Annotated in this window: 7 protein-coding genes; 2 read left to right on the top strand and 5 right to left on the bottom strand. The window is 41.2% G+C overall.

Annotated features, from left to right (window positions below; genetic code table 11):
• Positions 1 to 138: 138 nt before the first annotated feature.
• Positions 139 to 702: a DUF2808 domain-containing protein gene (locus ACKTT2_RS25235; RefSeq protein ID WP_407891695.1), complete on the top strand. Its 564-nt coding sequence runs from the start codon at positions 139 to 141 to the stop codon at positions 700 to 702.
• A gap of 85 nt (positions 703 to 787) precedes the next feature.
• Here the strand turns inward: ACKTT2_RS25235 and ACKTT2_RS25230 are convergent, their stop codons facing one another.
• The 5 genes from ACKTT2_RS25230 to ACKTT2_RS25210 form a co-directional block, all read right to left on the bottom strand.
• The gene (locus ACKTT2_RS25230) at positions 788 to 2,353 is read right to left on the bottom strand and encodes a GMC oxidoreductase (RefSeq protein ID WP_407891693.1); all 1,566 of its coding nucleotides are present in this window, start codon (positions 2,351 to 2,353) and stop codon (positions 788 to 790) included.
• Positions 2,350 to 3,180 (bottom strand): MIP/aquaporin family protein, encoded by an 831-nt coding sequence (locus ACKTT2_RS25225; protein ID WP_407891691.1) that lies wholly within the window; start codon positions 3,178 to 3,180, stop codon positions 2,350 to 2,352. Before ACKTT2_RS25225 ends, ACKTT2_RS25230 begins: the two co-directional genes overlap by 4 nt.
• On the bottom strand, positions 3,167 to 5,842 hold the full coding sequence (locus tag ACKTT2_RS25220) for an MGH1-like glycoside hydrolase domain-containing protein (RefSeq protein WP_407891689.1): 2,676 nt from the start codon (positions 5,840 to 5,842) through the stop codon (positions 3,167 to 3,169). Before ACKTT2_RS25220 ends, ACKTT2_RS25225 begins: the two co-directional genes overlap by 14 nt.
• A 218-nt stretch (positions 5,843 to 6,060) precedes the next feature.
• Positions 6,061 to 6,843, bottom strand: a complete 783-nt coding sequence (locus tag ACKTT2_RS25215) for a glucose 1-dehydrogenase (RefSeq protein ID WP_407891687.1) — start codon at positions 6,841 to 6,843, stop codon at positions 6,061 to 6,063.
• A 353-nt stretch (positions 6,844 to 7,196) separates the two neighbouring features.
• A complete protein-coding gene (locus ACKTT2_RS25210) occupies positions 7,197 to 9,782 on the bottom strand; it encodes a GAF domain-containing protein (RefSeq protein ID WP_407891685.1) in 2,586 nt (861 codons plus the stop codon).
• 273 nt (positions 9,783 to 10,055) lie between these two features.
• Here ACKTT2_RS25210 and ACKTT2_RS25205 point away from each other — a divergent pair, with 273 nt between their 5' ends.
• Positions 10,056 to 13,148 carry a two-partner secretion domain-containing protein gene (locus ACKTT2_RS25205; RefSeq protein ID WP_407891683.1) on the top strand — a complete coding sequence of 1,031 codons (3,093 nt, stop codon included), beginning with the start codon at positions 10,056 to 10,058 and terminating at the stop codon, positions 13,146 to 13,148.
• The last annotated feature ends 861 nt before the right edge of the window (positions 13,149 to 14,009 follow it).

The raw sequence follows: 14,009 nt of genomic DNA, 5'->3' as shown, positions 1-14,009 counted from the left end.
TCTGATGAAATTCTTAATGATATTTACATCTTGTTAAGAAGAGTCAAGAAGTTGCGAAGTGTTAGCATATTAAGTGTAAGGAAAATTTCTTACAAAACAGGGTGTACAGCCTGTCCTATCCTTGAAGTTTAAGAAGCAATGCGTGCCGCATATTTACTTAGTACAGCAATGGCTTGTACTTTAGCAATTGGTAGTTATCCCGGTAACTTGAGTCAAGCAGTCCAGTTGCGAGACGGTAAAGTGTACTTTACTCAACCACCCCGCCTAGAAGAGGTAGTGACAACTTATAAGGATGTTTATGTGTGGGGTGCAACATACTACTTCACTATCAGCATACCGGCAACTGCCGGAGAACCACTGCAAAAGATAACAATTAATCAACGAGAAGGAGCGGATCGTATACGCTTCGATCTTGAAGACAGTACAGCCTTTGAAGGGACTCGCTCCGAACGAGGACAACGGATAGGACTCAAAGATGCTACTAGCGATCGCAAAACAAAAATAGTCTCTCTTACCTTCGATCCACCTTTGTCTCCAGGTAAAATTGTGACCATTGGTTTAAAGCCGAGAAGAAATCCATCGGTCGCAGGAGTTTATCTGTTTGGAGTAACAGCATTTCCACCAGGAGAGAACGCACACGGTCAATTTCTTGGTTATGGACGGTTACAGTTTTATAACTTTTTCAATTCTATATTTCCATAGGGAGTGACCAGTGACCAGGTTTCACCTCATTTCCAGGCTCAGCCTGGGAATGAGAGAAAAGAAGTCGGGGATCTGACCAGAGATATCACTTCAATTGTTGTAACAAGAGGTCGCCTACTCTTAATGAATTGGCAATAATAGTCAGTGTGGGATTGACTCCAGAACTAGATGGAAAGAAACTCCCATCAACAACATAAAGATTATCAACGTCATGGGTACGACAATTAAGATCCAGTACGGAAGTTGTTGGATCTTCTCCAAATCGACAAGTCCCATTTTGATGACCAACGGACTGTAGAGGCATCATGTTGCGAGGATAAAGACTGAAGGGAACTAGGTGTTCTGCTCGATCGCCCTTCTTGAGAATTCCTACCCAACGTTTGGCTAGCCGATCGCTTGCTTCAAGGTTATTGGGTTTGTAGTTTAAGTAAAGACGATCGCCTTGCACCCGCACGCGATTCTCAGGATCGGGTAAATCTTCAGTTTGCAACCACCACCCAACAGTGCGATCGGCAACCGTTTTCAGTTCTGCTCCCGGTCGCATTTTTAAAAGTGGGGCTAGCAATGCTGGAACTTCGGCGGGTAACATATCTGCTAATACGTTCCCAGTATTTTGTATCAATCCCATGGGGTAGGGAAAGTCAGGTTCGCCCCAATAAAAATCGCTAATGGCTATCGTCTTTTGATAAACAGACGGATTAATTTTTAAATTCAGTTGTACCATCGCCATACAGATGTGCTTCATCAGGTTGCGACCTACTTGGTCGGAACTGTTTGCCAATCCATTGGGATGTTGGTCATTGCGCGATCGCAATAACAATGCAGCTGAGTTAATAGCACCGCAAGAGACCACAACAATATCGCCTGTAAAAAATTGAAGCTCTCCATTAATTTGGGCTTCCACTTGCGTGACTTCCCGACCAGAAGGACTCGTATGTAGGCGAGTGACTTTAGCTTCCGTTAGTAAAGTGATGTTTGCGTAAGGGCGAATGGGTTGAATGCAATTCACATCAGCATCAGCTTTGCCACGAGTCAAACAAGGAAAGCCATCACAGGTATTGCAACGAATACAGTCTCCCAGACTTTTATCAACTTCATTCAACTTCAATCCTAATGGCAAATGAAACGGATGCAACCCAGCCCCCTTCAAACAATCCACTAGTTCCTGCATTCGAGGTTCGTGATGTACAGGAGAATAAGAATAAGGTAAACTTCTGGAAGGCTCCGTAGGATCTACACCTGCTTGACCTCGAACATCGTAAAGCTGCTCTGCCTGAGTATAATACGGTTCAAAGTCATGATATTTCAACGGCCATTCTGGTGAGATACCATCCTTGTGTTCTACCCGCTCAAAATCGCGTTCCCGCAATCGTAACAAGGCTGCACCATAAACTTTTGTATTTCCACCAACCCAATAATTCATTGCGGGACGGAAGGGTTTGTTGTTTACGTCATACCATTGTTCTTGGGTATGGTATCGCTCTCGCTGATAAACTTCTAATGCACTCCAGTTTTCTTTCTCCCTAGGCAAAAACGTACCTCGTTCCAAGATTAAAATCTTTTTTCCACTAGGAGCAAGATGATATGCTAAAGTCCCACCACCAGCCCCAGTACCAATGATGATGACATCATAATGGGTGTTTGTTGTCATAAGTTTTTTCCTGAAATAGGAAGGGAATCGCTCAAATCGATATTGCCATTACGGTTATAATCACAGCGAAAAATACAGCGTTTGTGATTGTCGTGATGCAATTTAGCGCACTTAACTGCTCGCTTTCCAAAGAGATATTGATACAATGTTGATCCCAGCAACATCCCAACAGGTGGGGCAATAACATACAACCAAAATGCCGTCCAAATTTGAGATGGAAAAGCAGAGGCGAAGGTACGGGCGGGGTTCATGCCAAAGCCGGACAAAGGAGCTTCAAGAAAGACGTAAAGCATTACCAAACATCCGGAAAATAAACCTGTAAAACGATTGAGTTTTTGATTGTTACTCGTTAGCAAAACAGTCATCATCATGATAAATGCAATGACTAGTTCGCCCAATAAAGCTGCAACCCAACCCAGCGTTCCCGGCACCGTCACGACATAGTTGATAGGTGGTTGTGTGAAGACTTTACCTAACAATAATGCTACTAAGTATACACCAAGTAAGCCACCCAAACATTGAAACAGAATGTAGAAAATAACATCCTGTTGTTTCACTTTCCCTAATCGGTAAAAAGTAAGGGTAACAGCAGGATTCATATGTGCGCCAGATTGCTTACCCCAAGGAGAATAAATGAGGGCAATTGCTGTTAATCCCATAGCTATGCCTATAAAAAATCGGCGCAAATCTCCATTGTAAATTGCTTGATGAATGGGAGAACCAGGATATTCAAATATGCAGGTAAACACCCCAGCAGAAATCATAAATATTCCTAGTTCTGCTGCTTCCATTAAGTATTCTGGCAAATGTTTTTTAAACGTTTCCACCTTTCTCCTCCTGCATCCGGTATTCGGAATTTTGGAGAATCATGCTAGCAACTAGCCCCGTCCAACCTGTTTGATGATTAGCCCCAATCCCCGCACCGTTATCTCCATGGAAGTATTCATGAAATAAAATATAATCGCGCCAATAGGGATCGGATTGGAATTTTTCAAGAGCGCCGTACACCGGACGGTGACCTGTTGTATCCTTCTGAAAGATAGCAATTAAACGATTGGATAGTGCGATCGCAACTTCTTGAAGGGTCATATATTGCCCAGAACCCGTGGGACATTCCACTTTAAAAGAGTCTCCAAAGTACTCATAAAACTTCAAAAGTGCTTCAAGAATCAAGTAGTTGACTGGAAACCAAATGGGACCGCGCCAATTAGAATTACCACCAAATAAACTTGTGGTAGATTCAGCAGGTTCGTAGCGGACACAATAATCATGCTCGCCTTGATGCAATGTATAAGGATGTTTGAGATGATACTTTGATAATGCGCGAATTCCATAGGAACTCAAGAACTCATTCTCGTCCAACATCCTTTGCAGTATGCGTTCTAGCTTGCTTCGATAAGCGATCGCTAACAGCCTTCTCGCTCCCACCCCTGGTGTTTCCATACAGGCAATATTCTGTTTGAGATCGGGACGGTTGCGAATAAACCATTCCATGCGTCGTTTGAAACCAGGGAACTGTTGTAAAGTTTCCAATTGTAAAACTGCAACGGCATATAGGGGGATTAATCCTACCATAGAACGCACTTTTAAAGGAAACTGCTTATTATCAGGCAACCGTAGTGCATCGTAGTAAAAACCATCTTCCTCATCCCATAATGAAATCTCGGCATTGCCAATCCCATCAATGGCATCAGCGATGTAGAGAAAATGCTCGAAGAATTTACTAGCAATATCTTCGTACACCATATCGTCCTTAGCGAGTTCTAGAGCAATCGCGAGCATATTCAAACAGTACATACCCATCCAACTCGTGCCATCTGCCTGATTTAGGTGACCGCCCGTGGGTAGTTCTTTACTGCGATCGAATACCCCGATATTGTCTAGCCCTAAAAATCCACCTTGAAAGACGTTGTTACCTTCTGCATCCTTGCGATTCACCCACCAATTAAAGTTAAGCAACAGTTTGTGAAAAACACGTTCTAAAAAAGAGCGATCGCCTCGATCGTAAAACTTCTGCTCGATGTGATAAATTCGCAAAGCTGCCCATGCTTGTACGGGTGGATTGACATCGCTAAAAGCCCATTCATAAGCAGGCAATTGCCCGTTGGGTTGCATATACCATTCCCGTGTCAGACGATCCAATTGCAGCTTAGCAAAATCTGGATCGATCGCAGCCAAGGGAATCAGGTGAAATGCCAAATCCCAAGCAGCAAACCAAGGATATTCCCACTTATCTGGCATTGAGAGAATATCTTCACTAAACAGAGAAATCCACTCGTGATTGCGTCCTAGTTTCCTTTCCGGTGGAGGTGGTGGCTGTTTGGGATCGCCATTAAGCCAGTCATGTATCACATAGTTATAGTACTGCTTGCTCCATAACAATCCAGCAAATGCTTGTCGCTGAATGTTTCGCTCGTCTTCTGATATTGTCCAAGGATTGATACGCTGATAAAACTCGTCAGCTTCAGCAATACGAGTCTTGAAAATCGTATCAAACTCAGCACCAAGGGGAGCGCTCAGTGTTTGCACATTACTCAACCGCAAGCGCACTACTTTAGTTTCACCTGCAGGAATAGATAACGTGTAGTGGGAGGCAAACTTTGTGCCGATGCGATTTGGATTGACAGCTGCTGTTTGCCCGTTGACTACATACTCATTAATGCCATCCTTAACGTAAGGCGAGCTATTGCTAACACCAAATAATCGTTCGTAGTTTGTTTCGTTATCAGTAAAAAGGAGTTCTGCTCCTGCTTCGCAATACAGCCAACGAGTTCCTAAAGTCGAGTGCTCGGCTTCAATTAAACTAAAGTTGGGGTCTGACTGAACGACTTTGATGAAGGGTTGCTCCAAATTCGGGTTCCAAGCCCAGAGATTGCGAAACCAAAGTGTTGGCAGTAGGTGAAGAGTGTGAGTTTCCGAGCCTCGATTGGCGATCGCAATCTGAATCAAAATATCTTCTGGTGATGCTTTTGCATACTCCACAAAGACATCAAAATAGCGATTCTCAGTAAAAACACCAGTATCGAGTAGCTCAAATTCCTGTTCAAATTTGTTTCTACATCGATTTTCTGCCACCAATTGCGTGTATGGAAATGCTTGTTGGGGGTACTTGTACAAGCATTTCATGTAGGAATGGGTAGGAGTATTATCGAGATAAAAATAATACTCTTTCACATCCTCGCCATGGTTACCTTCTGTTCCCGTAAGTCCGAATAAACGCTCCTTCAAAATTGGATCGTTACCATTCCAAAAAGCGATCGCAAAACACAAACGCTGACGACTATCAGAAATTCCAGCAATGCCATCTTCACCCCAACGATAAATACGCGATCGAGCGTGTTCGTGGGGAAAATAATCCCAAGCCGTTCCATCACGACTGTAATCTTCTCGTACCGTACCCCACTGCCTTTCGCTGAGATAAGGTCCCCAACGTTTCCAATAAGCTGTACGTTCTCGATCCTGTTGTAATCTGCTTTCTTCCGAAGTCATGGGTTGAACTTCTCCTTAAGAAATTTACACAACCTTCCCACAAGCTTTTCTCTCTTCTACCAGACCCCACCTCGTTCCCACGCAGAGCCTGGGAATGCCTTCTTTAGAGGCTCTGCCTAAGAGTGTTCCATCTACCCGCAAGGCGGAGCCTCTAGTCGTGCATTCCTTGGTAGAACCAGAGAACGAGAAATGAGAAAACTCTTATGAGCTACTAACCTCTATTGCTCCTGATAATTCCAGAGCAATCCACCATCAACAAAAAATGTTGTACCCGTTACATAATTTGACTCGGAAGAAGCCAAAAATGCCACAAGAGAAGCAACATCTCCTGGTTGTCCTAATCTTCCCAATGGGATATTTTTGAGAAGCGATCCTAACTTTTCTGGATCGTTTAAGAGTTTGGTATTTATAGGAGTTTCAATTGCCCCTGGCGCAACATTATTAATTGTGATGCCATAAGGAGCTAATTCAACTGCCAAATTACGAGTCAGCATCTTCAAGCCCCCTTTGCTAGCACAGTAAGCTGCAAAGTGAGGAAAGGGCAATTCTTCATGTACGGAACTAATGTTGATAACCTTGCCTGGTTGCTTTGTTTCAATATGATGTTTTACAAATGCTTGGATAGCAAAGAAAACTCCTTTGAGATTTACGTTCATTACGGCATCATAATCTGCTTCTGTCACATTCCAAAAGTCAGCGTTCTTTTCGATGCCTGCATTGTTCACCAAAATATCTAGCTGACCAAAGTGAGAAACGCTATCTGCAATCATGCGTTGCACGTCAGAGACTATTCCAGTGTCTGCCTGAATTGTAAATCCATCAACTGTTTGGCACTTTCCACCTGCAGCCTTTACCTTTGACAAGGTTTCTTCTGCCCCTTCCGGGTGCGATCGATAGTTGATGACAATACTTGCTCCTTCCTGTGCCAGACGAATAGCGATCGCCTGTCCAATCCCCTGACTGCTACCTGTGACCAGCGCAACCTTGCCTTCTAGTTTCATTGTTTGTTCCTATGACTCTAACGTTGACTCGAATCAGAGCAGAACTAATTTAATCAATATCGCCAACAATTTATTGGTTGTTACACACTACTTTCGTAAAGACGCACTATTATGAAAGTGCCTTCACAATGTTTTTTCTCAAATGTCTAATGCAGGGTTTAGATAAGTTTACCAGATTTTTTGTTCAACATAATTAAGAAATATTTCATAGATTGCACCATGACAACATAATATCTGTACTAAATTAAAAAAAAATGAGACAAGACCTCAAATGAGATTAACTTCAGGTGAAGCTTTACTTAATCCAAATTAGTACAAAGTGTTCTCAATCCAAAATCCAAAATCGATAAGTCTTACTTTTCCTTAAAAGTCCACACACCCTCATCCCAATTGCTATCAGATGGTGGATTTTGCAGCCAATGCTGACAGCGTTGTATGTGCAACCGTGCTGCTTGGTCTTTGCTGTCAATCTCTAAGACTTTAGCAAATTCTGTTCTAGCACGCTCGAAGTCACGATTGATATAATAGTGACGACCTTGGTGATAGTACTCAATAACCTGTAGTTTTCCATCGCAAATCGGATCGGAACGCAAACCAACAAGCTCATAGATAGCAACTGGCTCATTTCTGCCTTTAACGCGAATGTAATCTAGTTCTCGCGCCCACAGTTGCTCTTTACAAGGTTTATAAGTATTATCACTGATGATGATGTCGCATCCGTACTGCTTACTAACACTTTCCAATCGAGAACCGAGGTTAACGCCATCACCGATCGCAGTAAATTCCATCCGTTTGCTCGAACCAATATTACCGCTAATCACGATATCGGAGTTGATACCAATGCCAATATTTATGGTTGGTTTGTGAATAGAACGACGGCGAGCATTAAATTCTTGCAACCGATGGCGCATTTCTATTGAAGACTGCACTGCCATCCAAGCGTGTTCATGTAAGGGCAATGGAGAACCATATACAGCCATTATGGCATCACCAATATATTTATCTAGCGTGCCTTTGTACTGAAAAACTGCCTCTACCATTGATTCAAAATATTCGTTGAGCATGCTAACCACTTCTTCGGCTTCTAGATTTTCTGTGAGGGTGGTATAGCCTCGAATATCAGAAAATAAGATGGAAACTTCTTTGCGATCGCCTCCCAATTTTGCATCATCTAATTTTAGTAATTCTTCCGCTAGTTCTTGAGTCATGTAGCGGTACATAGTACTTTTAAGCCGTTTTTCATCACTGATATCATCCATCACCACTAACGCTCCTCGTACTTGTTGAGCGTCGCTAGCATCGGCAATTGTGTTAATTGACAAATTGATACTGTTTTGATCTTCAGTATGAGTTACTAGAGTTCGATCTGGATAGTATTGTTCGCGGTATTTCAGATCTGCTGTGTTTAAAGCAGCTTGACACCACTTGCGAAAATCACCTTCTTTAATACTGACAACTTCACTAACGGGTTTACCTTCCAAACGTTCTTCTGGGTTTAAACCAAGTAAACGCTTAGCACTTTCATTTGCAATAATAATTTGACCCGCTTTATCAGTAGAAATAACTCCATTAGAAAGATTGCGGAGGATGTCTCGCTGTAGTTGTTCTTGCTGTTTAACTGTGGCAAATAATTGGGCATTTTGCAGTGCGACTCCTGCTTGAATGTTAAAAGCTTCCATAAACTCTTCGTCATTGCGATCGAAGCTTGCTTGGAAACACTCAGGAGGGTTTGGCCAATTAGCATGGTTGTAGGGAGGAAAATCTCCTGGTTTCTTTTTATTAACGAGCTGAGTGACGCCAATCAAATCTCCATCTGCATTAAAGACTGGCATACAAAGTAAGCTACAGGTACGATAGCCATTCTGTTGGTCTATTTGTTTGGCTGTCTCTGAGTCTGGATTGTTATATAGATCGAATGGAATATTGAGTGTTTTGCCAGTTGCAGCAACTATACCCGCAAAACCTTTGCCAATAGGTACTCGTAATTCTTTAGCAGAACCATCATCTTGGGTGATTTTTGTCCATAATTGTCCTGCTTCGCGATCGACTAACCAGAGAGTACTGCGATCGGCATTCATGAGTTCTTTTGCCTCTGCCATCACCCGTTTAAGTGTATCCTCTAAGTCAAGGCTGCTTTGACTGAGAGATTTTACTGCTTTCATGAGAGCAGCTGTAGCTCTTTGTTTTTGAGTTGCTATGTAAAAGGAACGAGAAGATTCTAAAATTAGCCTAATGGAAGGGGCAAATTCTTGAAATAACTGTCGATCGGCTTCTGTAAAACCTTTTATATCAATACGTTCTGACAAAGGCGCATCTGGGGCGTTGGGAAATCTTAATTTATTTAACAATTGTACAACTGCAACCAATTCTCCTTCCTCGTTCACGAGTGGCAACGCTAGCATTGTGTAGGTGCGGTACCCCGTTCTTGTTTCCTGTTCTTGGGCAAATACCGAACGGGGATCGTCGTAAAAATCAAAAGGAATGTTAACAACTTTTTTGTAGGTGGCAACTTCACCAGCGATTCCCTTATCGGCTGGGATGCGAATTTCTAAGGAGCGATTGCCCTCTGTCTCTGCCAAAATAGACCACAATTCTTGTTTTTCCTCGTCGAGTAAAAAAATTGTCGTGCGATCGGCACCCAGTAACTCCCCGGTTTTTAGGGTGATTGAATGTAGCATTTCTTGCAAGATTGTTTCAAATCCCTGAGAGTCAAGCATAGACAGGGTTTGATTGACAATGCGTAGCTTTTGTTCGACTTCGGAAACAACCTGCTTAAAAGTATCCTGAGTTAAGGGCGCGAGGAAAGTAGAAATTGTTCCTTTGCGTTTGGCAAGAGCACCTACCACTGCACCATTTCGCTGCATAGCATGACTTTCGCGATCTGCAACACCAATAATTAGATCGGCGGTAGCACCGCAACCACGTTGATGAACTGACATAACTGACTTTTGTTATAGAATTTGACTTTAGCAATGTTTATCAATGGAACTAAATGTATGTAAGTGTTGCTACAAGCAAACAAACAGAACATAACATATTCCACAGTGTAATCTTTTATCAAGCCAGCGTCATCTCATATGGTTGTGAGTTCGGCATTGAGAGGAAAAAATTTAAAATTTATTACCCAAAGATCGTTCTTAAGGGGGTGGCGCTAAAAAATAATGTTTAGCAGGTATACAATTTTTTCACACAGTTAAGTTAGGAGGAGCGTAATGTTGACCTTACGTAAGTCGTATTGGCGCAACCCTTATGTAGCACTCGCGAATGGGTTAGTCGTCTCGAGTACGTTCGCTCTCACTGAAAGTCTCGCACTAGCTCAAAGTCATATCGTTCCAGATAACTCGTTGGGCATCTCAAACTCTACAGTGACTCCTAATGTTGAGATAAAAGGAGTTCCTAGCGAAGAAATCTCAGGTGGAATCGTCAAAGGAACTAACCTTCTCCACAGCTTTCAGGAATTTAATGTTGATGTAGGAAGAGGGGCTTACTTTATTCTTCCTTCTGGTGTGGAGAATATTTTAACTCGCGTCACTGGGGTAAACCCCTCTCAAATTTTGGGAACCCTTGGCGTTACAGGAGGTAATGCCAATCTATTTTTTATGAATCCTAATGGTATTGTTTTCGGTTCCACAGCTCGTTTGGACGTGATGGGTTCATTTGTCGGAACGACTGCTAACGGTATGCGTTTGGGTAATGGAGAGATTTTCAGTACTAAACCAACTGAGCCTCTGCCATCCCAATTGTTAAATGTTAATCCTAATGCCTTCTTGTTTAACCAAATTTCCAATCGAGCAATCCCTGGAATTCAAGTGAATGGAGCATCTCTATCAGTTGGAGAAGGCAAGAGTTTGGTACTTTTGGGGGGAGATATTAGCTTAAATGCTGCTAATATCTGGGTATTGGATGGTCAAATAGAACTTGGTGGATTAGCTGATGCAGGAACAGTAGAGCTTTTAGGTAGTGCTAATAATTTGAATTTGAACTTTTCAGAGAATATACAGAAATCGGATGTATCACTTGTTAATAGAGCAAAAGTTGAAGTCACTGGTAAAGGTCAAGGGGGTGTGACAATTAATGCTGAAGATATAGATATTTTTGGGGGGAGTCTTATTTCTACAGGTATTAGATCGAAATTGAGTGCAACGAGCTTAACTTCACGAGATATTAAATTGAATGCTGGTGGAAGCTTGACAATAAATCAAAATAGTCAAATAAAAAATGAAGTAGAGCCTGAAGCAACTGGTAATGCTGGTAACATCAAGATTAGTGCGAGGAAAGTGAATGTCAACGGCGGACAAATTCGGACTCGTACTTTGGGTCAAGGAAATGCTGGCAATATTAGTGTTAAGGCTGTTGAAATTTCACTCGACAATCCGTCTTACATTCTTCAAGACAAAAATGGTCGGTATATATCTGAAGATAAAGCAGCGATAGATACTAGCAATGATGGAATTTTTGTTTCTGGAAGAGGACATAGTGGTAATATTTATTTGGAAGCTGATGGAGCGATCGCTCTAATTGGGCGAGGTGACAATCCTCAAAATAAAATCATTTCCACTTATACAAATGGAAGAGGTCAAGGCGGAAGTGGAAGTGTATTTATTAAAGCCGGTTCTATTTCTTTAGATAATGCTTTTATTGTCACTAGTAGCTTTAACGGAAATGCGGGAGAAATCTTACTACAAGGCGATCGAGCTATATCTTTAAGAAACAATAGCTCCCTCGTTGCTACTAGTTTTATTAGAGGTGATTCTGGTAATATTACACTCAAATCATCTGATTTTGTGCGTGTTGAGAATAGCTTGATTTCTGCTAACATTGGAGCATCACATAATTTTCTTACTGCTAGAGGTAATGCGGGTAAGATTTACCTATCTGGAAAATCTATTTTTGTCACTGCTGGATCGGAAGTAACGACAAGAAATGCTTTGGGTGGTAATGCTGGTATAATTCAAGTTGATGCTACAGATTTAGTGGAGATTTCTGGCAGAGTTCCTAAGTTGTTTTCTGAGAACAATCGTTCGGGAACAGCACTTTATAGTACTTTGCTAACAAGTGCTGAGCGAAATGCAAGAGGTCAAGCGGGTAATATTAGCATTGATGTTCCAAATGGAACTTTACGGGTAGTAGATGGAGCAAGTTTAAGAGCAGAAAGTCAAGGGAATTTTAAAGGTGGTACGATCGCTGTAAATGCGAAGAGGATTGAATTAACTGGGGGTGGAAAACTTCTCACAAGTGCTTCTAGAAGTGGGAATGCAGGTAATATTACTATGAGTGCTAGCGATCGTATAGACATCTCAGGTAGCAATCCTAATTTTGATGAAATCTTTAACCAAACAGCAATTAAGTATAAGAGTAAAACAGAGGCAGAGATTAGACTTGGTACTGTTGGCGGTGCGAGTGGTATATATGCTAGTACTTCCGAAACGTCTACTGGAAAAAGTGGGACTATTAATATAAGAACTGGACAGTTAATTGTTCGAGATGGCGCACAATTAAGCGTTAGTAGCGGTCAAAAAGATGCAGGTAATTTAGAAATTCAGTCTCGCTCAATATTTTTAGATAATGGAGGGAAATTACGAGCAGCGACTGCATCTGGTGAAGGTGGAAATATTAAGTTGCAAGTGCAAGACTCTATTTTAATGCGGCGTCAAAGTCAAATATCTGCTGATGCTGGTAATAATGGGAATGGAGGTAATATTACTATCGATATTCCCAATGGTTTTATTATTGGTTTCCTGCATGAAGATAGTAACATCATTGCCAACGCCCAAAAAGGAAACGGTGGTAGAATTACAATTGTGAGCTCTGGAATTTATGGATTTGAAAATAGACCATTACTCACATCTCTAAGCGATATCAATGCAAGTTCAGATGTTGGATTAGATGGTACTGTTCAAATCGATCTACTTGGCATAGAACCCAATTTAGCACGCATCAATTTACCAACCGAGATTGTTCGAGCAAGGTTGAGTCAAAGCTGTCAAGATATTACGGCTCAAGAAGAAAGCAGATTTGTGATGACTGGACGTGGTGGTGTACCGTCTAATCCTTACGAACTACTTAATGATGAGGCTGCGATCGCACATTGGATTGCACTTGTTCCCAATACCCAAGTTTCTTCCACTCCAACTACACTTAGCCACCAGAACGATGTGCTTTCAAAATCTATTGTGGAAGCTACGGGATGGGTAATTAATCCTCAAGGAGAAATTGTTTTGACTGCATCTACACCTACAATTTTACCTCCAATATCTCAACCAAGATCTTCTAGTTGTAAAACTTCATTATTAACAAAGCCTTAATTAACTAACCAAAACAAATACTTAATTTTTCTTATTTTTTATAGTAAAATATCTATTTTCTATACTTAGTTATACGTAAAAAAATCTTTAAAAAGACTAACAAAATTAGTTCTCAATTAATATTTGGATATAAGACGGTAGTGTCTATCATCTTTCATAACAGTTTCTTTTTTGTCCAATTGCCGATAATTTACTAACATAAAATACAATTTTCATTATAATTATAATGTATATAGCAATCCTAAATCATTTGTAAACAGATAGAATACCGACTTCTTTGAGAAACCTGGGTTCTGGATGCTGCAAATTTTCATAAATCAGATAGGATTGCTATATACGTAAAAAACACTCAGATATATAGTTGATTTTTGTAAACTCAAACAAGATATATTCGTTTTTCTATAGGCGATCCTATAATGACAGAAGAGAGGTTGCCTTTAAAAACTTGGTGTGTAATTGACTATATTGCCCGATAATTGAATTTGCAACAAATAGAAGCACTGCAAATTCTCATCGCTGCTAGAGTCTACATCAGCACCCTGCAATAAAGTGACAGGGCGTCATGCCCAAAACTTTAATGAAAAATTTGAGCTATCCCATAAGTTATAGTTTCAGCTTAACAGTAAAGCTGGCAAACCGAACCAAGAAACATAATACTATATATATGTGTTTGAAAACCAAAGATCTGTGGAATGTCTAAAACGACTACTGTACATACGTTTGAGCGAATTTCCCTACTTTTTTAAAAAAAGTTTGAGAAAAAGGTTGACAAACCCAAAACGGATTGTTAATCTAGATAAAGTGAGAAGCGAGCGAGAACAACGCTTCCACAACCGAACCAAGATAAAGCAATAGTTTGAA

This window comes from Scytonema hankhaensis NUACC26 (genome assembly GCF_045865695.1).
Classification (GTDB): domain Bacteria; phylum Cyanobacteriota; class Cyanobacteriia; order Cyanobacteriales; family Nostocaceae; genus Scytonema.
This window is presented reverse-complemented; position numbering and strand designations above follow the sequence as displayed.

Bases quoted from the DNA above. Each gene is read 5' to 3' on its own strand.
- ACKTT2_RS25235 (WP_407891695.1), top strand. From the start codon at position 139: ATGCGTGCCGCATATTTACTTAGTACAGCAATGGCTTGTACTTTAGCA.
- ACKTT2_RS25230 (WP_407891693.1), bottom strand. From the start codon at position 2,353: ATGACAACAAACACCCATTATGATGTCATCATCATTGGTACTGGGGCT.
- ACKTT2_RS25220 (WP_407891689.1), bottom strand. From the start codon at position 5,842: ATGACTTCGGAAGAAAGCAGATTACAACAGGATCGAGAACGTACAGCT.
- ACKTT2_RS25215 (WP_407891687.1), bottom strand. From the start codon at position 6,843: ATGAAACTAGAAGGCAAGGTTGCGCTGGTCACAGGTAGCAGTCAGGGG.
- ACKTT2_RS25210 (WP_407891685.1), bottom strand. From the start codon at position 9,782: ATGTCAGTTCATCAACGTGGTTGCGGTGCTACCGCCGATCTAATTATT.
- ACKTT2_RS25205 (WP_407891683.1), top strand. From the start codon at position 10,056: ATGTTGACCTTACGTAAGTCGTATTGGCGCAACCCTTATGTAGCACTC.